17 protein-coding genes and 1 riboswitch are annotated in these 24,475 nt (G+C 39.5%); all 17 genes read left to right on the forward strand.

What is annotated here, in order from left to right:
* Positions 1-12 precede the first annotated feature (12 nt).
* Positions 13-3,399: a bifunctional aspartate kinase/homoserine dehydrogenase I gene (thrA, locus tag ABXZ36_RS12725; RefSeq protein WP_354616057.1), complete on the forward strand. Its 3,387-nt coding sequence runs from the start codon at positions 13-15 to the stop codon at positions 3,397-3,399.
* 2 nt (positions 3,400-3,401) lie between these two features.
* Positions 3,402-4,565: a trans-sulfuration enzyme family protein gene (locus ABXZ36_RS12730; protein WP_354616058.1), complete on the forward strand. Its 1,164-nt coding sequence runs from the start codon at positions 3,402-3,404 to the stop codon at positions 4,563-4,565.
* 78 nt (positions 4,566-4,643) lie between these two features.
* Complete coding sequence (locus ABXZ36_RS12735; protein WP_354616059.1) at positions 4,644-5,054, forward strand: RrF2 family transcriptional regulator; 411 nt, start codon at positions 4,644-4,646, stop codon at positions 5,052-5,054.
* Between the two features lie 189 nt (positions 5,055-5,243).
* A complete protein-coding gene (locus tag ABXZ36_RS12740; RefSeq protein ID WP_354616060.1) occupies positions 5,244-5,507 on the forward strand; it encodes a DUF2061 domain-containing protein in 264 nt (87 codons plus the stop codon).
* A 37-nt stretch (positions 5,508-5,544) separates the two neighbouring features.
* A complete protein-coding gene (locus ABXZ36_RS12745; protein WP_354616061.1) occupies positions 5,545-6,171 on the forward strand; it encodes a phosphoadenosine phosphosulfate reductase domain-containing protein in 627 nt (208 codons plus the stop codon).
* Positions 6,172-6,264: 93 nt separating this feature from the next.
* Positions 6,265-7,182 (forward strand): sulfate adenylyltransferase subunit CysD, encoded by a 918-nt coding sequence (gene cysD / locus ABXZ36_RS12750; protein WP_354616174.1) that lies wholly within the window; start codon positions 6,265-6,267, stop codon positions 7,180-7,182.
* 86 nt (positions 7,183-7,268) lie between these two features.
* Entirely contained in the window at positions 7,269-8,516 is a 1,248-nt protein-coding gene (locus ABXZ36_RS12755) for a sulfate adenylyltransferase subunit 1 (protein ID WP_354616062.1), read from the forward strand.
* 110 nt (positions 8,517-8,626) lie between these two features.
* Positions 8,627-10,717 (forward strand): ferredoxin-like domain-containing protein, encoded by a 2,091-nt coding sequence (locus ABXZ36_RS12760; RefSeq protein ID WP_354616063.1) that lies wholly within the window; start codon positions 8,627-8,629, stop codon positions 10,715-10,717.
* Positions 10,710-11,480: a uroporphyrinogen-III C-methyltransferase gene (cobA, locus tag ABXZ36_RS12765; protein WP_354616064.1), complete on the forward strand. Its 771-nt coding sequence runs from the start codon at positions 10,710-10,712 to the stop codon at positions 11,478-11,480. Before ABXZ36_RS12760 ends, cobA begins: the two co-directional genes overlap by 8 nt.
* Positions 11,477-12,541, forward strand: a complete 1,065-nt coding sequence (locus ABXZ36_RS12770; protein ID WP_354616065.1) for an NAD(P)/FAD-dependent oxidoreductase — start codon at positions 11,477-11,479, stop codon at positions 12,539-12,541. The genes cobA and ABXZ36_RS12770 overlap by 4 nt, the downstream gene beginning before the upstream one ends.
* 134 nt (positions 12,542-12,675) lie before the next feature.
* Positions 12,676-12,829: riboswitch (SAM riboswitch) on the forward strand.
* A 179-nt stretch (positions 12,830-13,008) separates the two neighbouring features.
* On the forward strand, positions 13,009-14,013 hold the full coding sequence (locus ABXZ36_RS12775; RefSeq protein WP_354616066.1) for a homocysteine S-methyltransferase family protein: 1,005 nt from the start codon (positions 13,009-13,011) through the stop codon (positions 14,011-14,013).
* Between the two features lie 16 nt (positions 14,014-14,029).
* Complete coding sequence (gene metH / locus ABXZ36_RS12780) at positions 14,030-16,753, forward strand: methionine synthase (RefSeq protein WP_354616067.1); 2,724 nt, start codon at positions 14,030-14,032, stop codon at positions 16,751-16,753.
* 203 nt (positions 16,754-16,956) lie between these two features.
* On the forward strand, positions 16,957-17,910 hold the full coding sequence (metF, locus tag ABXZ36_RS12785) for a methylenetetrahydrofolate reductase [NAD(P)H] (protein ID WP_354616068.1): 954 nt from the start codon (positions 16,957-16,959) through the stop codon (positions 17,908-17,910).
* A gap of 113 nt (positions 17,911-18,023) precedes the next feature.
* Positions 18,024-19,124 carry an acyloxyacyl hydrolase gene (locus ABXZ36_RS12790; protein WP_354616069.1) on the forward strand — a complete coding sequence of 367 codons (1,101 nt, stop codon included), beginning with the start codon at positions 18,024-18,026 and terminating at the stop codon, positions 19,122-19,124.
* Between the two features lie 64 nt (positions 19,125-19,188).
* Positions 19,189-19,950 carry a head GIN domain-containing protein gene (locus tag ABXZ36_RS12795; RefSeq protein WP_354616070.1) on the forward strand — a complete coding sequence of 254 codons (762 nt, stop codon included), beginning with the start codon at positions 19,189-19,191 and terminating at the stop codon, positions 19,948-19,950.
* Positions 19,951-20,047: 97 nt separating this feature from the next.
* Complete coding sequence (locus ABXZ36_RS12800) at positions 20,048-21,130, forward strand: serine hydrolase domain-containing protein (RefSeq protein WP_354616071.1); 1,083 nt, start codon at positions 20,048-20,050, stop codon at positions 21,128-21,130.
* Positions 21,131-21,269: 139 nt separating this feature from the next.
* Positions 21,270-24,428 (forward strand): WD40/YVTN/BNR-like repeat-containing protein, encoded by a 3,159-nt coding sequence (locus ABXZ36_RS12805; protein ID WP_354616072.1) that lies wholly within the window; start codon positions 21,270-21,272, stop codon positions 24,426-24,428.
* The last annotated feature ends 47 nt before the right edge of the window (positions 24,429-24,475 follow it).

A 24,475-nucleotide genomic window follows, 5' to 3' on the forward strand; every position in this document is an offset into this window, starting at 1 on the left:
TAAGATCCGTTTATGTTAAAGCATTTAAAGATTAACAAATACACCACCTATAGCGGAAGCAGTTTGGATATAGTATTGTCCTATCAGCTATTTGGACCAGAATTGCATACGGCCCCTATAGTTTTGGTAAACCATGCACTCACGGGTAATTCTGATGTCGCTGGAGAGCACGGATGGTGGTCTGCCTTAATTGGAGACGATAAGTGCATAGACACCAAAAAATACACCGTGCTTTGTTTTAATATTCCGGGCAATGGGTACGATGGTTTTGTCATAGAAAACTATAAGGATTTTGTGGCAAGGGATATTGCTAATATTTTTTTAGAGGGCTTGAAATTGTTGGATATTAAAAGGCTGTATGCCTTGATCGGGGGTTCCCTTGGAGGCGGTATTGCTTGGGAAATGTCGGTTTTGAATCCTAAGCTCACAGAGCATTTGATACCGGTGGCTTCGGACTGGAAGTCCACGGATTGGTTAATAGCGAACTGTCAGATTCAGGAACAGTTTTTGGTAAATTCCAAACAGCCTGTTCAAGATGCCCGGATGCATGCCATGTTATGCTATAGAACGCCAGAGTCCTTCAAAGAGCGTTTTAAGAGAAGCACCAATGAAGAACTTAAGGTGTTTAATGTGGAAAGCTGGTTGCTACACCACGGGAATAAGTTGCAAGAGCGGTTTCAATTATCGGCCTATAAATTGGCCAACCAATTATTGAAGACTATAGATGTAACTAGGGGTGGAGACGAACGCTTTATAAAATTGCAGAAGAGTGATACCAATATTCATATCATAGGGGTAGATTCTGATCTGTTCTTTACCGCCAAGGAAAATAAGGAGACCTTTAAACAATGGGCACAGGCCAATAGTAAGGTTACCTATGGAGAAATTCATTCCCTGCATGGTCATGATGCTTTTTTAATTGAGTTTAATCAGGTGCAGGAACTTCTAAAAGGTATTTTTGACCAAAATGGAGATTCCAAGAGAATAAAGGTGCTAAAATTTGGTGGTAGATCTTTGGCCAATGGGGAAGGAATAGAACGAGTTTTGGATATTATCACGTCCAAAGTTACAGAGGGAGAAAAAATAGCGATAGTATTATCTGCGCGAGACAAGGCAACGGATCAACTGGAGGCCATTTTGGAAAAGGCTGCAGAGGGAAAAAATTATGCTCAAGATTTTGAAGCTTTTGAAAAGTACCAAAGACACACATACAACAATGTGGACCTATCTAAAGAATTTTCAGAGTTGGTGAAATTATTCGAAGGGGTTTCCCTCCTCGGAGATTATAGTTCTAAAATCAAGGACCAGGTATTATCTTACGGAGAGCTTATTTCCGCCAAATTACTAACCAAGTTATTGATAGGAAGAGGAATAAAAGCCTTGTTGTTAGATTCAAAAAATTTAATCAAGACCGATGCCACTTTTGGTGATGCCCAGGTTTTGGATGGCTTGTCTAGGGATAACGTGGTCTACGAATTTGGTAAATTAAAAACGGACTGCATTCCTATCATTGCAGGTTTTATTGCTTCCAATACAAATAATGTGACCACTACCTTAGGGAGAAATGGCAGTAATTATACGGCCTCGTTATTGGCCAACTATTTAAATGCCGAGGAATTACAAAGTTATACCCATGTGGATGGAATTTTTACGGCCAATCCGGATTTAGTACCGGATGCCAAAATTATTTCAGAACTTTCCTATGGGGAAGCCAATGAGCTTGCGAATTTTGGAACCACGATTTTGCATGCCAAGACTATTATTCCTCTCATAGAGAAGAATATCCCCTTACGAATATTAAACACCTTTAACAATGATAATAAGGGAACTCTTATTAGTGCGAAAACAGACGTAGAAGGAATCAAATCCTTATCTGTATTTGAGCATATGTCCCTAATTAATTTGGAGGGTCGTGGCCTTTTGGGAAAGGTGGGTGTGGATGCCAGAATTTTTAGGGCCTTGGGTGATAATAAAATTAGTGTTAGTATTATTTCACAGGGATCCTCTGAAAGGGGTATTGGATTGGTAGTTGCTACTGATAAGGCCGTTTTGGCAAAAATGGCCTTGGAAGAGGAATTTGAGCACGATTTCCATTCCCAAGATATCAGTATGATTACGGTAGTGGAACACGTCTCCATCATCTCTATTGTAGGAGAGGATTTGAGCACTTTTCACAAGCCCTATAATGCGTTGATAAAAAACCAGATAGTACCCTTATTATTTAATAATACCGTATCAGGGAAGAATGTGAGTTTGGTATTTAAAAAGACCGACCTGCACAAGGCTCTTAATGTAATGCACGGTCAGATTTTTGGAATTAGCAAGAAGGTAAATATTGCTATTTTTGGGCATGGGAATGTAGGGGGAACCTTGATAGATCAAATATTGCAATCTTCCAAGAAGATTGAAAAAAGAAATGGGATACACCTCAATGTCTTTGCAGTAGCGAATTCCAAAAGAGTTCTTTTTAATGCTAAAGGCATATCCAAGAATTGGAAGTCGGATATAGGTGCCAAGGGCATGGAATACCAACTAAAAGACATTTTCGATTTTGCGAAGAACTATCATTTGGAAAACTTGATAGCCGTTGATAATACAGCCAATCAGGATTTTGTGGCACATTATTTCGACTTCGTGGAAAACGGATTCGACCTAGTATCTTCCAATAAGATTGCTAATACCTTGGGATTTGATTTTTACCAATTATTAAGGGAAGAATTGGACAAACATCAAAAACAATATCTGTACGAAACCAATGTAGGGGCGGGGTTGCCGTTAATAGATACTATAAAATTACTGCATATGTCTGGGGAGAATATCACCAGAATAAAAGGGGTATTTTCTGGTTCCTTGAGTTATATCTTTAATACTTTTTCTGAAGAGAATACTACTTTTTCCAGTATCTTGAAGGAAGCAATGGATAAGGGATTTACCGAACCAGATGCAAGGGAGGACCTTTCTGGTAATGACGTAGGTAGAAAATTACTTATTCTGGCCAGAGAGCTCGATCTGAGCAATGAGTTCTCGGATATTGAGATCCAAAATTTGATTCCAAGCGAATTAAGAAACGGGAGTGTTTCAGAATTTTTGCAGCATTTGGAGATATTGGATGAAAAATTTGAGATCATCAAAAAACAACAAAAACCAAATCATGTCCTGCGGTATGTGGGAGATCTTTCAGGGGACTTACAAAAAGAAAAAGGTGTATTGCAAGTAAAATTAGTCTCGGTACCCAAAGAAAGTGCCTTGGGACAAGTGAAGGGTTCTGATTCTATCATTGAGATTTACACGGAATCCTATGGTGAAAAACCTTTAGTAATTCAAGGAGCGGGTGCAGGTGCAGCGGTAACTGCTAGAGGGGTATTTGGAGATATATTACGTATTATTGAGAAAAGTTGATTATGGAAAAAAAGTTTGAAACGGAAGCTATACGCACCCAAACGAAACGAAGTCAGTATTTGGAGCATTCAACACCTATGTATCTGACCTCAAGTTTTGTTTTTGAGGACGCAGAAGATATGAGGGCTTCTTTTGCTGAGGAAAAAGAAAGGAATATTTATTCTAGATATAGTAACCCAAATTCGTCAGAGTTCATAGAAAAGGTATGTAAAATGGAGGGAGCAGAAGAAGGTTTTGCTTTTGCATCGGGAATGGCAGCTGTATTTTCGACTTTTGCTGCCCTTTTGGAAAGTGGAGACCATATTATTTCTTCTCGTAGTATTTTTGGTTCTACACACAGCCTTTTTACCCAGTTTTTTCCGAAGTGGAAGATTGATACCACTTATTTCAAAATTGGGGAGGAAAAAACCATTGAGAGCCTCATCACTTCAAAAACTAAAATTATATATGCAGAATCCCCAACCAATCCAGGAGTAGATATCTTGGATCTTGAGGTGTTGGGCGTAATTGCCAAAAAGCATAATTTGATTTTTATAGTAGACAATTGTTTTGCCTCTCCATATTTACAGCAACCCATGAAATTTGGAGCTCATTTGGTTATACATTCTGGAACAAAACTGATGGATGGTCAGGGTCGTGTAATGGCTGGTATCACCGTGGGAGGTAGGGAGCTAATGGACAAGGTGTACCGTTTTTCCCGCATAACAGGACCGGCTTTATCTCCCTTTAATGCCTGGGTAATATCTAAAAGTTTAGAAACCTTATCCGTAAGGGTAGACCGTCATTGCGAGAACGCTTTAAAGCTTGCCCAATTTTTAGAAGATCATCCTAATGTGAATTGGGTGAAATATCCATTTTTAAAGTCGCACCCCCAATATGAAATTGCTAAAAAGCAGATGAAAGCAGGAGGTTGTGTCGTTGCCTTTGATGTGAAGGGTGGGGTAGAGGCTGGTAAAAAATTCTTTGATGCCATAAAATTACTTTCCTTATCAGCTAATTTAGGTGATGCACGGAGTATTGTTACACATCCAGCATCTACGACCCATAGTAAGTTGACTAGCGAAGAGCGATTGGGTGCGGGGATTACAGATGGCATGGTAAGGGTTTCTGTGGGATTGGAACATATAGATGACATTATTGCTGATATAGACCAAGCACTTAGGTAGAAGCTGGGGTTATAATAGACTAGAAAAACTGAAAATTACCGCCTAACAAGCAATACCAAATTTTGCTATATTCGTATTATGCTTTCTAAGAAAACCAAGTACGGATTAAAGGCGCTCACCTTTTTGGCAAACCAAAGAGATAGGGAGCCCGTTCAAATTGCTGAAATAGCGAATCACGAGAATATTTCCCAAAAATTTCTAGAAAGTATTCTACTAACACTTCGTAAAACTGGTTTTTTAGGTTCTAAAAAAGGAAAGGGTGGAGGTTATTACCTTATAAAAGACCCCAAGGATATTTCAATGACCACCATTATGAGGGTTTTGGAAGGTCCTATAGCCCTAATCCCTTGTGTAAGTATTAATTTCTACGAAAAATGTAGTGACTGTCCCGATCAGGAAGCTTGTTCTGTTCATAAACTTATGATTCAAGTTAGGGATAGTACGTTGCAGGTTTTTGGCAACAATACCCTTGCCGATTTAATGTCCTAAGCCCAATTACTTAAAATGTCTTCAATTATTTAATAAGGATTTCTCAAAAAATAGACTTCGTTTCAATTAATCTATTAAAACTATAGGGTAAAAGTAGTATTTACGATTCTTTTTCATCTATATATAAAAATAAATTTTATTTTTGCTTACTCTACTAAGTCCATAGGATTATAGTTTAATAAATTTCACATGATAGCAGAACAATTGATATTAGGCAAAAAAGCAAGTAGTACTAGCTATAAGTCGGATAGGAAAACAGAGCAACCAAAAAGGAGTATTGTTAAATCTATTAGCTGGAGACTCATAGGTACCATCGATACAATTTTAATTTCTTGGATGGTGACAGGGACGGCAAAAGTAGCCTTTTCTATAGGTTTGGTAGAATTGTTTACGAAGATGTTATTGTACTTTTTTCACGAAAGGGCATGGAACGCCATTAACTGGGGCAAGTAATTTGAGATAAAGTTAAAGCACATCAAATTAAGAAAAAATGAAATTTACGGAACAACAAATAAAGGATCTTAACGCTCAATTCAAAGGGATCCCCCCAGAAGAGATTATTTCTTGGGCCTTTCAATATGCTAAAAATGCTGTGGTAACTACAAATTTTCGTCCTTATGAAGTAGCCATACTTCATGCGGTCACGGATGTTGAAAAGGATGTACCAGTAATCTGGTGCGATACGGGTTATAACACCCCCAATACGTATAGACATGCCGAAGAGCTGATTGCTAAATTGGACTTAAACATAAAGTTATACGTTCCAAAGCAAACAGTAGCGCATAGAGATGCTGTTATGGGTATTCCAGGTATTGAGGACCCTACTAAGCATGATATTTTTACAGAACAGGTGAAATTGGAGCCTTTTAAACGGGCTATGGTTGAACATAAGCCAGATGTATGGTTCACCAATTTAAGAAAGGGTCAGACTGCACTGCGCAATACCCTAGATGTTTTGAGTCTGAGTAAGGATGGGGTCCTTAAGGTGAGTCCATTTTATCATTGGAATGATGTTCAGTTGGATGCTTACCTCGCACAGCGTGGTCTGCCCAATGAACATAAATATTGTGATCCTACCAAGGTGTTAGAAAACCGTGAATGTGGTTTGCATAACTAATAAAAAAGACAAAAATCAACTTTTCTAGATCCTGTTGGGTTAGGAAAATTTAAAATAAATAGTTTGGAAACAGCAATATTAGGTTCACAAAGAATATCAAAAAGTTCAGAAACAAGGGTTTTGCAAACCAATGCCTTAGAAAATGAGGCTATTTACATTTTTAGGGAAGTAATGGCTCAGTTTGAAAGACCTGTGTTGTTGTTTTCTGGAGGTAAGGACTCTATTACCTTGGTTAGACTGGCACAAAAAGCATTTTTTCCTGCAAAAATTCCCTTTCCTTTAATGCATATTGATACTGGTCACAATTTTCCTGAAACCATAGAATTTCGCGATAGATTAGCTAAAGAGTTGGGTGTGGAGCTGATCATTCGTAATGTTCAGGACTCCATTGACCAAGGGAAAGTAGTGGAGGAGTCCGGTAAATATGCTAGCAGGAATATGTTGCAAACCACAACGCTTTTAGATGCTATTGAGGAATTTAAATTTGATGCCTGTATAGGTGGTGCCAGAAGAGATGAAGAAAAGGCAAGGGCAAAAGAACGTATTTTTTCTGTCCGTGACGACTTTGGCCAGTGGGATGAGAAAAATCAACGTCCTGAATTGTTCGATATGCTAAATGGAGAAATCGAAATTGGTCAGAATGTGAGAGTTTTCCCTATCAGCAACTGGACAGAATTGGATGTGTGGAGCTATATCCAAAAGGAAGATATTGAAATACCTTCTATTTATTTTGCTCATCAACGTCATATTTTCGTGAGGGACGGACTGATCTGGTCCGCCGAAGACGGAGTAGTTTTTCGTGCAGAAGATGAAAAGGTAGAGGAAAGAACAGTGAGATTTAGAACCGTAGGGGATATGTCCTGTACGGCTGCCGTTTTATCCCATGCAGATACCATTGATAAGGTGGTTGCTGAAATACGGGAATCAAAAATTTCTGAGCGAGGAGCCCGTATAGATGATAAACGGTCCGAAGCGGCCATGGAAAAACGCAAGCAACAAGGATATTTTTAGACTTAATCCATAATTGGGAGCGTGCAAACCATAATCAAGAGACAATAAAATAATAAATCCTTTCCTCAAGAGAGGTAAATAAAGAAATGGAAGTACTAAAAATAGCAACGGCAGGAAGTGTAGATGATGGGAAGAGTACCTTAATAGGAAGGTTGCTTTACGATACAAAATCACTCACAGATGATAAGCTGGAGGCCATAGAACGAAGTAGCAGGCAGCGAGGCTATGATTATTTAGATTTCTCTTTAGCTACGGACGGACTAGTGGCAGAAAGGGAACAGGGCATTACCATTGATGTGGCCCATATCTATTTCTCTACTCCTACCAAGAGTTATATTATTGCCGATACCCCTGGGCACGTAGAGTATACTAGGAATATGGTTACTGGCGCATCTACCTCCCAAGTTGCCATTATTCTAATAGATGCCAGAAAAGGGGTGATTGAACAGACCTATCGTCATTTCTTCATCAATAACCTTTTAAAGGTAAAAGATGTCATCGTTGCGGTCAATAAAATGGATCTGGTAGATTTTTCAGAAGAAGTGTTCAACGATATCAAAAGGGATTTTGAAGCCCTGAATGCGAAAAGCACCTACCAAGAGCAACATGTGAGCTATATTCCTGTAAGCGCGCTTAAAGGGGACAATATCGTGGTAAAATCTGATGCCATGGCTTGGTACGATGGAAACACGATACTGGGGCATTTGGAAAATTTACAGGCTGTAGATGTATATGAAAAAGGGCAGGTACGTTTTCCGGTTCAAACGGTCATCCGACCCAAAAAAGATGAATATCATGATTTTAGAGGCTATGCCGGTAAAATTTACGGTGGTAGTTTAAAAGTGGGCGACAACGTAACTGTTTTACCTTCCTTGACACAATCCAAAGTAAAGGAAATCTACTTTTTTGATAAAAAATATGATGAAGCTGTTGCTGGCAGTTCTGTTAATATCACCTTGGAAGATGATATCAATATCACTAGAGGGGATATGTTGGTAAAGAGCAATGAACTGCCAAAAATAGATAAGCAGATTTCGGCAACGGTATGTTGGATGGATAGTAAACAATTACAACCTGGAACCAAATACTTAGTACAACATAATACCAATAAGGTGCTTTCCAAGATTGATGCCATTAATAATGTGGTGTCTACGGAATATACTGGGGTGCATGATGCCAATAATAAATTGGCTTTGAACGAAATAGGGGAAGTGATTATCAAACTGAGTAGACCTATTTATTTTGATGCCTACAAAGACAACAAATCCAACGGGTCATTTATTTTAATAGATACCCAATCTAATACAACGGCAGGGGTTGGTTTTATAAACTGATTCCCTTAGTAAATTATTAAAGTGAGATCGTCCTTTTAAATTTATCCTACTAAACACATAGAATAAATAGGGATATTAAAAAAAGCTAATATTAAAAGAGAAGCATTCTTATGCAGAGTTTTAGAACCGAAATAGAAGATCCCATAGTACAAAAGGACATCATTGATTTAGAGTCCAAAATACGCCAGTTCCATGAAGGGAAATTGGATGAGGAAAAGTTTAGAAGCCTTCGATTGGCAAGAGGTGTTTATGGGCAACGTCAGGAAGGGGTACAAATGATACGTATCAAATTGCCTTACGGAAAAGTTTCCTCCAACCAATTGAGAAGGATCTGTGATGTTTCTGAAGAATATTCTACAGGGCGACTTCATATTACCACAAGACAGGATATTCAGATTCATTATGTAGATCTTAACCGTACTCCTGAACTATGGTCCCAATTGGAAAAGGATGATATCACATTGAGAGAAGCCTGTGGGAATACAGTTAGAAATGTAACCGCTAGTGAAACAGCAGGGATAGATACGGAAGAACCTTTTGATGTATCCCCTTACGCACACGCCTTGTTCCAATATTTTTTAAGGAATCCCGTCAGTCAGGAAATGGGAAGGAAGTTCAAAGTTTCTTTTTCTGCCAGTGATGCGGATACGGGACTTTCTTATATGCATGATCTTGGTTTTATCGCCAAGCTCCAAAACAGAGTTCCCGGTTTTAAAGTAATGTTGGGTGGGGGTTTAGGTTCCCAACCACGTCATGCCGATGAATTGTTCTCCTTTTTGCCATCAGATCAGATTATTCCTATGATGGAAGGTGTGGTGAGGGTATTTGACCGATACGGGGAACGTAAAAGTAGGGCCAAAGCGAGAATGAAATTCTTATTAAAGGACTTAGGACTAGATGGCTTTAAGGAATTATTGGAAGCTGAACAAAAGGCTGTTCCCTTTACAACCTATCCAATTGATGCCACAGCTTATCCGCAATCAAAAATTTCTGAAGTAAACGCACCTGAAGTAACCATAGTAAACAAGGAAGCATTTGAAAATTGGAAAGGAACTAATGTTGTACCCCAGAAACAAGAGGGTTTTGTAGCTATTGGAGTGAAGGTGAAATTGGGCGATTTCTATATAGACAAGGCACGTGCTTTGGCAGATGTCGTAGAGAAATACGCTGCAGGTGAAATTCGTCTTTCTCTACGTCAAAATATCCTCATCCCATATGTAAAAGAAGCCTTACTGCCATTTTTTTACACGGAGTTAGAAAAACTTGGATTTGCAGAAGCTGGCTATAACAAAGCCTTGGATATCACCGCTTGTCCTGGAACCGATACCTGTAACCTAGGTATTGCTAGTAGTACAGGTATTGCAGCAGAGTTAGAGCGAGTGATAGCTGCTGAATATCCGCAGTACATTAAAAACCCCGATGTGGTAATAAAAATTAGTGGTTGTATGAATGCCTGTGGACAGCACAATATGGCCAACATAGGTTTTCAGGGTATGTCTATTAGAACTAAGAATAAATTAGTAGCACCAGCATTACAGGTTCTTTTGGGTGGTGGAAATAAAGGGAATGGAAGAGGATTGTTTGCAGACAAGGTGATTAAAGTGCCCAGCAAAAGGGGACCACAAGCTTTGAGATTAATCTTGGACGATTTTGAAGTCAATGGTAACGGACAGTCTTTTATGGATTACTATGTGGAGAAGGGCCAAATCTATTTCTACGACTTTTTGAAACCCTTGGCAGATACTGAGAATTTGACCCAAGATGATTTTATTGATTGGGGTAACACTGATGAATATGTCCAAGCTATTGGTGTTGGGGAATGTGCAGGAGTTGTTATTGATTTAATCGCTACTTTATTGTACGAGTCCGAGGAAAAAATCGCCAATGCGCAAATAGCCTTGGAGGATAAAAAATGGGCTGCTAGTATCTATCATTCCTATGCCTCTATGGTGAATTCAGCGAAAGCATTATTGACATCAGAAAATCATAAAACGAATACACATGTCGGAATTATCAAAGATTTTGATACCGTTTTTGTGTCTTCGGAAAAAATAAGCTTAGATACTTCATTTGAAGTCTTGGCATTGCAATTGAATAAGAATGAACCTACTGAGGATTTCGCTAAAGCATATTTGAAAGATGCGAACACATTTTTGAAAAAAGTGGCAGTCTACAGAAAATTAGAGTTGGAAAATGTATAGGGAGCCTAAATTAACAGTAGTGGGGGCAGGGCCTGGTGATATAGAGTTGATTACCTTAAAGGCAATCAAAGCTTTGGAGTCTGCCGATGTTGTCCTGTACGATGCCTTGGTAGATTCAGAGTTGTTGAAGTATGCCAAGAATTCGGAACATATTTTTGTAGGTAAACGCAAAGGATGTTACGCTTATCAGCAGGACCAGATTAATGAACTTATTGTCAGCAGGGCTTATTCCCACGGACATGTGGTACGCCTAAAAGGCGGTGATCCCTTTGTTTTTGGTAGGGGAGCCGAAGAAATGGAATATGCTGTAAAGGCTGGATTAGAAGTTGCCATGGTTCCAGGAATCTCATCTTCTCTGGCTGTGCCGGCATCCCAAAATATACCCGTTACCAAGAGGGGTGCGGCAGAAAGTTTTTGGGTAATTACAGGAACCACCAAGGAGCATAAGTTGTCTACCGATGTTGCCTTGGCTGCAAAGAGTAATGCTACTGTGGTGATATTGATGGGGATGTCCAAATTGTCCGCAATAGTGGAACTATTCAAGCAAGAAGGTAAATCAGAATTGCCCATTGCAATTATTCAAAATGGTACCCGGCAAGATGAAAAAGTAGGCGTTGCCACTATAGCCACAATAGAAGCGGAGGTGGCCAGACAAAATTTGGCAAATCCAGCGATAATAATAATTGGAGAAGTAGTTAAACATAGGGCGGCTATTTTAGAGGTTGCCCAAGAATATAAACAAGTAGAAAGTCAGACAGTATGATAAAGACGGATATACTAATAATTGGAGCGGGACCTACGGGATTGTTCACTGTTTTTGAAGCAGGATTATTAAAATTAAAAACACATTTAATAGATGCATTGCCTCAACCAGGCGGACAATGTTCTGAGATTTATCCAAAAAAACCTATTTATGATATTCCGGCATTTCCGGAAATCTTGGCAGGCGATCTTGTAAACAACCTAATGGAGCAAATAAAGCCTTTTAATGCAGGCTTTACATTGGGAGAAAGAGCTGAAACCTTAGAAAAATTGGATGATGATACGTTCATCGTTACTACGAATAAAGGAACGAAGCATCATGCTCCTGTAGTGGTTATAGCTGGAGGATTGGGATCCTTTGAGCCAAGGAAACCATTGATTCCAAATATTGCTAATTACGAAGACAAAGGGGTTTCTTATATGATCAAGGACCCAGAAGTATATCGCGATAAAAAGGTGGTGATTGCTGGAGGTGGTGATTCTGCTTTAGATTGGGCCATATTTTTGGCTAATGTAGCTTCAGAGGTTTCTTTAGTACACCGCAGAAATGAGTTCAGAGGTGCCTTGGATTCCGTTGAAAAAGCGGCAGAATTAGCAAAATTGGGTAAGATTAGATTGTTTACAGAAGCAGAGGTGGTTTCGGTTCAAGGATCTGAAACCTTAGAGGCAGTATTAATCAAGCACAACGATACCTCGAAAGGAGAGACCTTTTTGGAAGTGAATGAATTTATACCACTCTTTGGTTTGTCACCAAAACTAGGGCCTATTGGGAACTGGGGATTGGAAATTGAGAAAAATGCAATTAAAGTAGACAATTCATATGATTACCAAACCAATATCCCGGGGGTCTATGCCATTGGCGACGTTAATACTTACCCAGGCAAGCTTAAGTTGATCTTATCCGGATTCCATGAAGCTGCCGTAATGTGCCAAAGTGCCTATCAACGCATAAATCCAGGAAAGAGATATGTAATGAAGTATACCACTGTTGGCGGTGTTGAAGGATTTGATGGCACCAAAAAAGAAGCCAAAAAAGAAGTTGTACAAAGCATATTAGCTTAAGATATACTTGAATTAGTCTAAAAACCTTCCAGAAAAAATGTAATCTTTTTGGAAGGTTTAAAAAAAGCTTACTTTCCTTGTTTTTAATCATGCTGTGGTGTTACTTTGTACCTAGTTCATTATAAAAACTGTAACCGTTATCAAGAAAGGCGGAGGGATTAGACCCAATGAAGCCTTAGCAACCCTTTTTTCAATACCCTTTCCTATAGGGATGAACAAAGAAGGTGCTACATTCTAATCCACGTATTCTTCCTTTTTTGGAATGTTTAGTACGGGAGTAGATAACCTAAAGAAAGACAACATTGTCTGCACCTTTCCTTACTTGATAGTATAATTTTAATAGTCCTTTCGTAATTACGATCTGGGCTCTGACCTGTTCATTGTCTTTTGTTGTAACGAAAAGACAAGAATTACCATTTATATGACCCATTGGGGTTGGATGTTTGGTTGAACACAAAGTGAAGAATATGAAGAATATAAAAGAAATATTAAAAGAGCGTATTCTGATATTAGATGGTGCTATGGGAACCATGCTCCAACGCTATAAATTTACCGAGGAAGATTTTAGGGGCGAACGCTTTAAAGATTGGGGCCATCCCTTACAAGGGAACAATGACTTACTTTCATTGACCCAACCCGATGCCATAGCTGAAGTACATCGCAAGTATTTTGAAGCTGGGGCCGATATAGTAGAGACCAATACATTCTCCGGAACTACCATTGCCATGGCCGATTACAATATGGAGGCATTGGTTTACGAATTAAATTATGAATCGGCCCGTATTGCCAAGAAAGTAGCCGATGAATTCACGAAGAAGAATCCCAATAAACCGAGATTTGTGGCAGGGAGTATTGGACCTACCAATAAAACGGCTAGTATGTCTCCAGATGTCAATGATCCTAGTTTTAGGGCAGTTTCCTTTGATGACCTGAGAATAGCATATAAGCAACAGGTGGAGGCATTATTGGATGGGGGTTCCGATCTTTTATTGGTTGAGACTATTTTTGACACCCTCAATGCAAAGGCAGCCCTTTTTGCGATAGAAGAGGTAAAAGAGGCAAGAGGTATAGATGTGCCTATTATGGTAAGTGGGACCATTACAGATGCCTCAGGGAGAACTTTATCAGGGCAAACGGCCGAAGCTTTTTTAATATCTATTAGTCACATCCCTATCCTTTCGGTAGGTTTTAACTGTGCTTTGGGTGCTAGTCAATTAGTGCCTCATTTGGAGGTGCTTTCTGGAAAGTCAGAATTTTTTGTTTCTGCCCATCCCAATGCCGGGTTGCCCAATGCCTTTGGAGAATATGATGAAACACCTGACCAGATGGCTACTCAGATAAAGGAGTATTTGGAAAAAGGATTGGTAAATATAGTAGGTGGTTGCTGCGGGACCACCCCAGCACATATAAAAGCTATAGCTGAAATTGTAGAGAATTTTAAGCCCAGAAGGTTGTTGGTTGATAGTATATAGTTATTAGGACACGTAAATGAGCATTATAAAAACAAAATATTTAAAATTATCGGGTCTGGAACCCTTGGTCATCACCCCCGAGAGTAATTTCGTGAACGTAGGGGAGCGAACCAATGTGGCTGGATCTAAAAAATTTCTCCGACTCATCAAAGACGAAAAATTTGAGGAGGCCTTGGATATTGCCCGAGACCAAGTGGAAGGTGGTGCCCAGATCATCGATATAAATATGGATGATGGACTCATTGATGGCAAAGAGGCCATGGTAAAATTCCTGAATCTAATAGTTGCCGAACCCGATATTTCGCGTGTGCCCATTATGATTGATAGTTCCAAATGGGAAATCATTGAAGCCGGGCTTCAGGTAGTTCAGGGAAAATGTGTGGTGAACTCCATCAGCTTAAAGGAAGGGGAAGAAGAATTTATCCATCACGCCAAACTGGTAAAAAGGTATGGGGCAGCAGTAATTGTTATGGCCTTTGATGAGAAAGGACAGGCAGATAATTATGAGCGCAGGTTGGAGATCAGCAAACGTTCCTATGATATTTTGGTAAACAAGGTAAAGTTCGCTCCTGAGAATATCATTTTTGATTTAAACGTTTTTCCTGTCGCCACCGGAATGGATGAACACAAGCGAAATGCCCTAGATTTTATTGAGGCTACCGCTTGGGTAAAAAAGAACCTTCCACATTGCAGTGTCAGTGGGGGTGTAAGTAATGTATCCTTTTCCTTTAGGGGAAACAATCCAGTAAGGGAGGCCATGCATTCCGTATTCCTCTATCATGCTATAAAAGCCGGGATGAATATCGGTATTGTGAACCCTACCATGTTGGAGGTATATGATGATATTCCAAAAGATTTGTTGGAGCGAGTAGAGGATGTTATCCTGAACAGGAGGGATGATGCTACAGAGCGCATGTTAGATTTTGCAGAAACCGTTGTTGGTTCTACTAAAGAAAGCAAGGTAGACCTCACTTGGAGAACAGAACCCCTACAAAATAGGATTACCAGAGCCTTGGTAAAGGGCATTGACCAATACATCATAGAGGATGTGGAGGAAGCCAGACAGAGTGTGGACAAACCCATCAAGGTGATTGAAGGCCATTTGATGACAGGGATGAATGTGGTTGGGGATCTTTTTGGAAGTGGTAAAATGTTTTTACCACAGGTTGTTAAATCGGCTCGGGTAATGAAAAAGGCCGTAGCGTATTTGTTGCCTTATATAGAGGAGGAAAAGTTAAAAAATCCCTTAGCGGAAGGAAGTAGTTCCTCAGCAGGAAAAATACTGATGGCCACCGTAAAAGGCGACGTACATGATATTGGAAAGAATATTGTGAGTGTGGTATTGGCTTGTAATAATTATGAGATTGTGGACCTAGGGGTCATGGTACCTCCAGAAAAGATTATCAATGCTGCAAAGGAACACAAGGTTGATATCATTGGTCTTAGTGGCCTGATTACTCCTTCCTTGGATGAGATGGTTTATTTGGCCAAGGAAATGGAACGTCAGAATTTTTCTGTACCCTTATTAATAGGGGGAGCCACTACCAGTAAGGCGCATACAGCAGTTAAGATAGACCCACAGTATAAAAATGCAGTGGTTCATGTGAATGATGCTTCTAGGGCGGTGACCGTAGTGGGGGATCTGTTGCAAAAAGACACATCAAAGACTTATAGGGAATCCATAAAACTAGATTACGAGGAATTTAGAGTTCAATTTGCTAAACGTGGAAAACGAAAAGAGTATTTGTCTCTATCGGAAGCACGTATCAATAAATATAAAATTGACTGGAACCAAAAGGACATCGTAGTGCCAAAAGAATTGGGAATTCAAGTTATTAAGGATTTAGAGCTTCGAAAATTAAAAAATTTTATCGATTGGACCCCATTTTTTAGAAGTTGGGAACTGCATGGAAAGTATCCTGCGATCTTAACCGATGAGGTAGTGGGTAAGGAAGCGAGCGAACTTTTTAAAGATGCACAGGACCTATTGGAAAAGATCTTTGATGAAAAATTGCTCACCGCTAAGGCTGTATTCGGGCTGTTTCCAGCAAATAGTATTAATGACGACGATATAGAGGTGGTAGTGCCACCTGGGCATCATGGCAAAAAGCATCAAAACAAAAAGAAATTTATTTTCAGGACTTTGCGCCAACAATTGAAAAAATATGAGGGTAAACCTAATTTTGCCCTTGCGGATTACATAGCTCCAAAGGAATCTGAGTTACAGGATTATTTGGGCTTCTTTTGTGTTTCTACTGGGTTTGGGACTGCTGAGTTGGCAGCTGCCTATGAGAAGGATTTAGATGATTACAATTCCATTATGATCAAAGCATTATCAGACCGTTTGGCTGAGGCTTTTGCCGAATATTTGCACAAGGAGGTCAGAACGGATCATTGGGGCTATGCTTCCGATGAGCGATTGACCAATGAAGAATTGATTTCAGAAGCTTATAAAGGCATACGACCGGCACCAGGATATCCCGCTTGCCCTGACCATTTGGATAAATTGACCCTTTGGGAATTGTTAAGGGTAAAAGAGCGCATAGGTGTAAAACTAACCGAGAGCCTAGCCATGTGGCCTGCGGCGAGTGTAAGTGGCTACTATTTTGCCCATCCCGAAGCCCGGTATTTTGGGGTTGGTAAAATTAAAGAAGACCAGGTGTATGATTTTGCCAGGCGTAAGGGGATAAAAGAAGAAATGGCCGAAAAATGGTTGGCGCCAAATATTGCAGATGATTAATAGAGTCTTTAGGCAAACTCAATTTTTGAGTTAGGGATAGGAGCGGTATCATTTTTATGAAGGTATAGGTTGCGGAAATAATGAAGAATATTTCTATAAAAATAGTAGGCGGATAGCGCGTTAAAAAGCTCAAAGAGAATTAGGAACAAAGAAAAATAGCCCTAAAAAGCCTTATTTTAGAAAGCAAAGGCAGGGGAAAGGATATGAAAGTAACAGATCACATTGCAAACGCAAAAGGAGAAACCTTATTCTCATTTGAGATTATTCCACCAGTTAAGGGTAAAAATATTCAGGAACTATATGACAACATAGATCCATTGATGGAATTTAAGCCGCCCTTTATAGATGTGACTACCTCAAGGGAGGAATATGTGTATATAGATAGGGATGGCCTTTTGGATAAAAAACTGACCCGTATGCGTCCCGGAACTGTTGGAATTTGTGCGTCTATAAAGCACAAATATGATGTGGATACGGTGCCTCATGTGCTCTGCGGAGGGTTTACAAGGGAAGAAACAGAATATCTTTTGGTAGATTGCCATTATTTGGGAATTCAAAATGTAATGGCCTTAAGGGGAGATGCCATGAAAGAGGAAAAGTATTTTAATCCTATTCAGGGAGGGCATACCTATGCGACTGATTTGGTAAAACAGATCTATAATTTAAACCAGGGGAAATATTTGCATGAAGTAATTGAGACCGATGATTGTGCCGACTTCTGTATAGGGGTGGCTGGGTATCCGGAAAAGCATTTAGAGTCCCCCTCCCTTCAATCCGATTTAAAAAGGTTGAAGGAAAAGGTGAATGCAGGCGCGGACTATGTGGTGACCCAAATGTTTTTTGACAACCAGAAATATTTTGAATTTGTTGAAGCTGCAAAAGCTATGGGCATTAATGTCCCAATCATCCCGGGGATAAAACCCATTGCCATAAAAAGACATCTGCAACTACTACCACAGGTATTTAGGATAGATATTCCACAAGACCTAATAGACGCTATTGATGATTGTAAAAACAATGCTGCTGTACGTGAAATTGGGATAGAATGGGCTATTAAACAATCTAATGAGCTTAAGGCAGCTGGAGTGCCCGTACTACATTATTATTCCATGGGAAAATCGGATAATATTAAGGCGATAGCGAAGGAGGTATTTTAAAGGAAGCTATTTTTCAACAAAGGGTCATACGAGGAGTAGAAATTTGATTCTTTTATATGAATTGGTATTTTCAATGTACAACGACTAAAATCTATTTCCTATTTTTACACCCCATGAATCGAAACCTTATTCTCTCCTTCTTTTTAATTGGTACCCTTTGTTTTTCGCAGACCGATCCTGCCTCTGAAAAATATACAATAGATGTAAATCAGTTTTATGGTTCCATAATTTTACATAATCCGGATATCTCTCACCTGATCTCTGCCCACCCAGGGGGATTGATTCTTGGGGTGAATAGGAAAACCTATGGGTATGAAGAATGGGAGGCAGAGTTCAATTATCCAGACGTGGGTTATTCCTTCATCTATCAGGATATGAACAATAGTACCTTAGGGAAGAATTATGGATTGTATGCGCATTATAATTTCTATTTACTTAACAGAAATCTCCAATTCCGACTGGGACAGGGAATTGCTTACACTTCGAACCCTTATGATAAAGTAGAAAACTTCAGGAATAATGCCTATGGATCAGATTTTTTAAGTTCCACCTATCTTATGCTAAACTACCATAAGGAAAATATTTTTAAAGGTTTGGGATTTAAGGTAGGACTGTCTGTGGTACATTACTCCAATGCCAATTTTAGGGCTCCTAATACCTCTACTAATACTTTGGCCTTTAATGCTGGCCTGGTGTATGACCTTGATGGAGGGAAAACTATAGATTACCTCCCAGCCGTAGAGAAGGAAAAAATAAAAGAACCAATTCGCTATAATTTTGCCTTTAGGACGGGACTAAACGAAAGTGATGTGATCAATTCAGGACAATATCCTTTTTACATTGTTTCTGCCTATGCAGATAAAAGATTGGGAAGAAAAAGTGCACTTCAATTGGGAGGAGATGTATTTTTCTCCAATTTTTTAAAGGAATTGATCAGGTACCAATCCATAGCGTTTCCAGAATTGCAAGTTTCAGCGGATGATGATTATAAAAGAGTGGGGTTATTTGTGGGTCATGAACTTTTTATTAATCAAATTTCTGTGATCTCACAGTTGGGGTACTATGTCTATTATCCCTTTGATTTTGAAGGAAGGGTCTATAATAGAATAGGACTAAAACGATATTTTGGGGATAAATTATTTGCAGCCATCACCTTGAAATCGCACGGAGCGAAAGCAGAAGCTGTAGAATTTGGTGTTGGGATACGATTGTAATAGTAGTCCCTGTATTTTTTAGGTTTAAAATAAATAATATTCGATATCAGTAAAATCAAAAATGATGTTCAAAATATTCAAAGTAGTATCTTTTTTGTTGTTGGTTCTCCTTGCCTCTTGTAACAATGAAAACGCACCCGATTGTTTTCAAAATGCAGGAGATTTAGTATTGGAAGAAGTGTCTGTTCCTGAATTTAACAAAATAACGGTCTACGATAATGTTGAATTGATTCTTAAACAAGGTGATGTTACCATGGTAGAAATAGAAACTGGAGAGTTCTTGCGTAATGAGGTTACGGCTGAGGTAGTAGATGGTAGATTGCTCTTACGGGATACAAACGATTGTAATTTTACCCGCGACTATAACCTCACAAAGATATTTGTTACAGCTCCAAATATTGTGGAGATTAGAAGCAGTACAGGGTTCCCGATATCTAGTGATGGTGTCCTTAATTACCAAAGTATAGCACTACTTTCAGAGTCTTTTACAGTACCAGATGCAGAAAACACAAGTGGTTCTTTTGATTTGGAATTAAATTCCGAAATTGTTCGTATCGTTTCGAACGGAATTTCATTTTTTAAATTAAGGGGAAATACCGTTAACTTCAATATTACTTTTGCTGCTGGGGATTCCCGTTTGGATGCCAATGAATTGATATCGGAAAATATCAGTCTTGATCATAGGGGATCCAATGATATGCTTTTACGTCCTACCCAGTCCTTAAGGGGGACCTTGAGGGGTACGGGAGACGTTGTTAGTTATGAACGCCCTTCCTTAGTGGAGGTTGATGAAATTTATAAAGGTCGACTCATATTCCTAGATTAGGAGATCGCCATCAATCTTAAGCTTCCTATTGTTAATCTAATTAACGCACTTGCATGTAAAAATAGTTTTGATAGGATATACGTATATTTAATGCTATATGACATTTCCCCTTTTTACATATCTCAAGAATTTTTTTGTTTCTAAAAGATTATTAGGAAGAGGAATAGTTCCCGAAAACTTGTTCCAAGCAGATATTTTATTGAAAAGACTTTTTGAAGAAAAAAAGACCCCAGGTTTGGCTATTACGGTTTTAAAAGAAGGGAACATCATTTTTCAAAAAGGGTTTGGGTATGCAGATCTGGACACTAAAAAGCGGATAGACCCAAAGAAAACTATGTTTAGGATTGCCAGTGTCTCCAAGCCCATTGCTGCCACAGCCTTGGCTCATATGGTTGAAGACGGTATAATAGATCTCGACACTTCATTTTATAGGTATGTGCCCTTCTATCCGAAAAAGGAATATGATTTTACCATTCGTCAATTAGCAGGCCATACAGCTGGCATAAGAGGGTATCAAGGCAAGGAACACGGTTTGAACAAGCCCTACTCCATTAAGGAAAGCATTGAAATTTTTAAGGATTCAGAACTGCTCTTTGAACCCGGAACCAGTTACCATTATACGAGTTACGACTGGGTATTGGTATCCCTGGCCATGCAGGAGGCGAGTGGGATTCCGTTTGATGAATATGTTAGAGACAAGGTGCTACATCCTTTAAAACTGCAAAACACATTCCCTGAAGTTGCCCATAAAAGGTATCCCAAGGCGGCAACCTTCTATTCTAAGAATAGACTAGGTTTTAGAAAGTCAATCCCTGTGAATAATTGGTACAAACAGGCAGGAGGTGGTTTTCTTTCCACCTCTGATGATATTGCTAATTTTGGAAATGCCTATCTTCAAAAAAAAGCAGATAGACATTCTTGGTGCCAATTTATTAACACTGAAATGGTGAATGGTAAGCCCACGTATTATGGGTTGGGATGGCAGGTGAGTATGGATAAAAAAGGGAGGCATTTTTATGGGCATATTGGCAACGGAGTAGGAGGTTATTCTAATTTTTTTGTGTATCCAAAACAGCAAGTGGTATTCTCTATCTTGGTGAATTGTACAAATCCGAATATTCAGCAAGAGTTGGATGAGATCATAGATGAAATATTAAACACGCTGTCTCTTCTTGAATAGGTTTTAGCATTCTGGCATTCTAGCCAGATGACTTTCTTACATTCCTCCGAAAAGTTTCTTTATATTTATGCAAACCGACCAAAATGAAATATTTTTTTCATTTGTGTCGTGTAAAATTTATCAATCCAACTAAACTAATATGATACACACCGTTCGTTTACTCCTATTTACCTTTCTTTTATTGCCTTTGTTTTTATATCCTCAACGCAATAAAAAGAAAAACTCCGTACCAGAAACCATATTAATCGATAAAGATTTTAATCAGCTTAAATGGCGAAGTATAGGACCATTTAGAGGGGGTAGGAGTGTTACAAGTACAGGTGTGGTAGACCAGCCAATGACCTATTATATGGGTTCTACCGGAGGTGGGGTTTGGAAAACTGTTGATGATGGCATTACGTGGAAAAATATTTCCGATGGTTTCTTTACGACGGGAACAGTTGGTGCCATGGCTGTTGCCGAAAGTAATTCCAATATTGTGGTCGTGGGTATGGGCGAACATGCCGCTAGAGGGGTGATGACTTCAATGGGTAATGGTGTTTATAAGTCCATGGATGCAGGTAAAACGTGGAACCACATCGGACTAGAGAATAGCAGGCATATTTCTGATGTGGTTATAGATCCCAAAGACCCTAATATTATATTTATTTCCGCCCAAGGGGCGCAATACGGAGCTTCAACGGAAAGGGGTGTTTATCGGTCCAATGATGGTGGTGCTACATGGAAAAAAGTACTTTACGTGAATGATCTTACAGGGGCTTCCTCTTTAAGTATGGATATGAATAACCCTTTAATCCTCTATGCTAGTATGTGGGAACACCAGCGGTTTCCATGGACTATGGTTTCGGGGGGAGAAGGTTCTGGACTTTATAAATCCACGGACGGCGGTACCACTTGGGAAAAGATGAAAGAAGGATTGCCAAAGGAAATGGGTAAATCTGGTATTTCGGTATCACGTGCAAATTCTGAAAGGGTGTATGCAGTTGTGGAAGCCGAAGGAAAGCAAGGTGGGGTATATCGTTCGGATGATGGCGGTAAAAAATGGAAACAGACAAGTAAGGATAGGATCAATATTGCAAGGTCTTGGTATTATATGGAGATTTTTGCGGATCCCCAAAATGAAGACTGGGTGTATGTCCTAAATGCTCCTGTGACTAAATCCATAGACGGCGGTGCAAATTTTAGTCCCATTTCCACACCTCATGGCGACAATCACCATTTGTGGATACACCCAAAAAATCATGATATCATGATCAACTCCAATGATGGAGGTGCCAATGTTTCCAATAATGGAGGCAAAAGCTGGAGTACTCAAGAAAATCAGCCAACGGCACAATTTTATAGGGTCATAACGGATAATTTGGTGCCTTACAACATTTATGGAGGGCAACAGGATAATTCTTCCGTATCCATAGTGAGTAGAACTACAGATAATGGTATCGATTGGAAGGATTGGCAGCCAGCTTCGGGTTGTGAAAGTGCTTATTTGGCCTTTGATCCAAATAATCCGGATGTAATTTACGGTGGGTGTTATCAAGGAATTATTGACAAATTTCACAAGGCTTCCCAGCAATCAAAATCCATTAAAGAGTACCCAGAATTAGGGTTGGGGGTGGCGCCAGCCGATTTTAAGTTCCGCTATAATTGGAATGCCCCAATCATTGCCTCCCCTCATGACTATAATACCATTTATCATGCTGGGAACGTCGTTTTTAAAACCATGGATGGCGGTACTACCTGGGAGACTATTTCTGGTGATCTTACCAGGAATGATAAAAGCAAACAAGGACCGGGTGGCGGCCCTTATACCAATGAAGCTGCAGGGGGAGAAAATTACAATACCATCATGTATTTAGTGGAATCAACTCATGAAAAAGGAGTGCTTTGGGCCGGTTCGGATGACGGACTTGTGCATATTACCAAAGATGGTGGTACTACATGGCAAAATGTGAGTCCACCTGATTTGGGCGAGGGTATTGTAAACCATATTGAGGTTTCCCCACATAATCCTGCTATGGCATATGTGACCGTTATGAAATACAAGTTTATGGACCTTGCTCCTTATATTTATAAAACATCAGATTACGGTGCTACTTGGACTAAGGTGGTTAATGGTATTTCTGACCCACATACCTTCGTACGGGTGGTTAAGGAAGATCCAAAGAAACCGGGACTGCTTTATGCAGGGACAGAAACTGGTCTTTATATTTCCTTTAACGCAGGGGCTAATTGGCAACCTTTTCAATTGAATCTACCGGTGGTGGCCATTAATGATTTAACAATACATGACAATGATCTGATTGCTGCCACGGCAGGAAGATCGTTCTGGATCTTGGATGACCTTAGTGCCCTACAAAATACCGATTTCAATAGGGAAAGTATGATGTTGTTTAAACCTAAGGATACCTATCTTCTTTTTGGTGGTAGCAGTGATGAGCCAGTGCCTGGAATAGGACAGAATCCTAAGGAGGGTGTTACGATGGATTATTACCTGCCGATGGCAGCGGATAGTGTAGATTTAAAATTAGAAGTATTTAGAGGAGATAAGCTCATAAGGACCTATACCAATAAAAAGGCAAAAGATTTTAAATCATGGCCTGGAGGTCCGTCCAAACCTGAAGTGCTTTCCTCAAAAAAAGGTTACAATCGTTTCACTTGGGATTTTAGGACAGAAGATCTATCCGTTGTAGATAAAGTATTTTCATTGGGAGGGAATAGTGGCTACCGAGTGGGACCTGGGGCGTATTCCTTAAAGCTTACGATGGAAGGAAATATTTCCGAAACTTTGGTAACCATTATGGCGAATCCAAATATAGAAGCAAGCACTGCTGATTATGTTGAGCAGCAAGACATATTGGCCACTATAGATAAGACCATTCAGGACATGCATGAAGCTGTTAATCAAATGCGCTCCGCCAAAGGTCAAATTCAGGCCTATAAAAACTTACTAGAAAAAAATAATTCGATATCAGGCACCAAAGAATTGGTAGTATTGGGAGACTCGCTGGTAAACCGTATTGAAATGTGGGAAGAGAACCTTATACAGCCAAAACAGGAAACGTTCCAGGATGTTATCAATTTCAACAATAAATTAAGTGCGCAACTATTGCATTTGAAGGGGTATATTGATGAGGCCTATCCTAAAGTGACCCAGGGTGCGAAAACTAGATTGACGGATCTATTAGGAGAATGGAATTCCTTTAAAAAAGAGCACGATTCAATCGTAGTTGCCAAAATGAAGGCGTATAACGAGTTGTATAAGACATTGGAAATCCCCGCTTTGATTATGGGCAAATAATATTTTTTATAAGGGCATATGAATGCATAGTGAATAAAAAGAGCCTC

Origin of the sequence: Sediminicola arcticus, assembly GCF_040566695.1 — a bacterium.
GTDB classification, from domain to species: domain Bacteria; phylum Bacteroidota; class Bacteroidia; order Flavobacteriales; family Flavobacteriaceae; genus Sediminicola; species Sediminicola arcticus.

What these genes read in the sequence shown, in the direction of transcription:
- thrA (WP_354616057.1), top strand. Translation starts at nt 13, where the DNA reads ATGTTAAAGCATTTAAAGATTAACAAATACACCACCTATAGCGGAAGC.
- ABXZ36_RS12730 (WP_354616058.1), top strand. Translation starts at nt 3,402, where the DNA reads ATGGAAAAAAAGTTTGAAACGGAAGCTATACGCACCCAAACGAAACGA.
- ABXZ36_RS12735 (WP_354616059.1), top strand. Translation starts at nt 4,644, where the DNA reads ATGCTTTCTAAGAAAACCAAGTACGGATTAAAGGCGCTCACCTTTTTG.
- ABXZ36_RS12740 (WP_354616060.1), top strand. Translation starts at nt 5,244, where the DNA reads ATGATAGCAGAACAATTGATATTAGGCAAAAAAGCAAGTAGTACTAGC.
- ABXZ36_RS12745 (WP_354616061.1), top strand. Translation starts at nt 5,545, where the DNA reads ATGAAATTTACGGAACAACAAATAAAGGATCTTAACGCTCAATTCAAA.
- ABXZ36_RS12755 (WP_354616062.1), top strand. Translation starts at nt 7,269, where the DNA reads ATGGAAGTACTAAAAATAGCAACGGCAGGAAGTGTAGATGATGGGAAG.
- ABXZ36_RS12760 (WP_354616063.1), top strand. Translation starts at nt 8,627, where the DNA reads ATGCAGAGTTTTAGAACCGAAATAGAAGATCCCATAGTACAAAAGGAC.
- cobA (WP_354616064.1), top strand. Translation starts at nt 10,710, where the DNA reads ATGTATAGGGAGCCTAAATTAACAGTAGTGGGGGCAGGGCCTGGTGAT.
- ABXZ36_RS12770 (WP_354616065.1), top strand. Translation starts at nt 11,477, where the DNA reads ATGATAAAGACGGATATACTAATAATTGGAGCGGGACCTACGGGATTG.
- ABXZ36_RS12775 (WP_354616066.1), top strand. Translation starts at nt 13,009, where the DNA reads ATGAAGAATATAAAAGAAATATTAAAAGAGCGTATTCTGATATTAGAT.
- metH (WP_354616067.1), top strand. Translation starts at nt 14,030, where the DNA reads ATGAGCATTATAAAAACAAAATATTTAAAATTATCGGGTCTGGAACCC.
- metF (WP_354616068.1), top strand. Translation starts at nt 16,957, where the DNA reads ATGAAAGTAACAGATCACATTGCAAACGCAAAAGGAGAAACCTTATTC.
- ABXZ36_RS12790 (WP_354616069.1), top strand. Translation starts at nt 18,024, where the DNA reads ATGAATCGAAACCTTATTCTCTCCTTCTTTTTAATTGGTACCCTTTGT.
- ABXZ36_RS12795 (WP_354616070.1), top strand. Translation starts at nt 19,189, where the DNA reads ATGTTCAAAATATTCAAAGTAGTATCTTTTTTGTTGTTGGTTCTCCTT.
- ABXZ36_RS12800 (WP_354616071.1), top strand. Translation starts at nt 20,048, where the DNA reads ATGACATTTCCCCTTTTTACATATCTCAAGAATTTTTTTGTTTCTAAA.
- ABXZ36_RS12805 (WP_354616072.1), top strand. Translation starts at nt 21,270, where the DNA reads ATGATACACACCGTTCGTTTACTCCTATTTACCTTTCTTTTATTGCCT.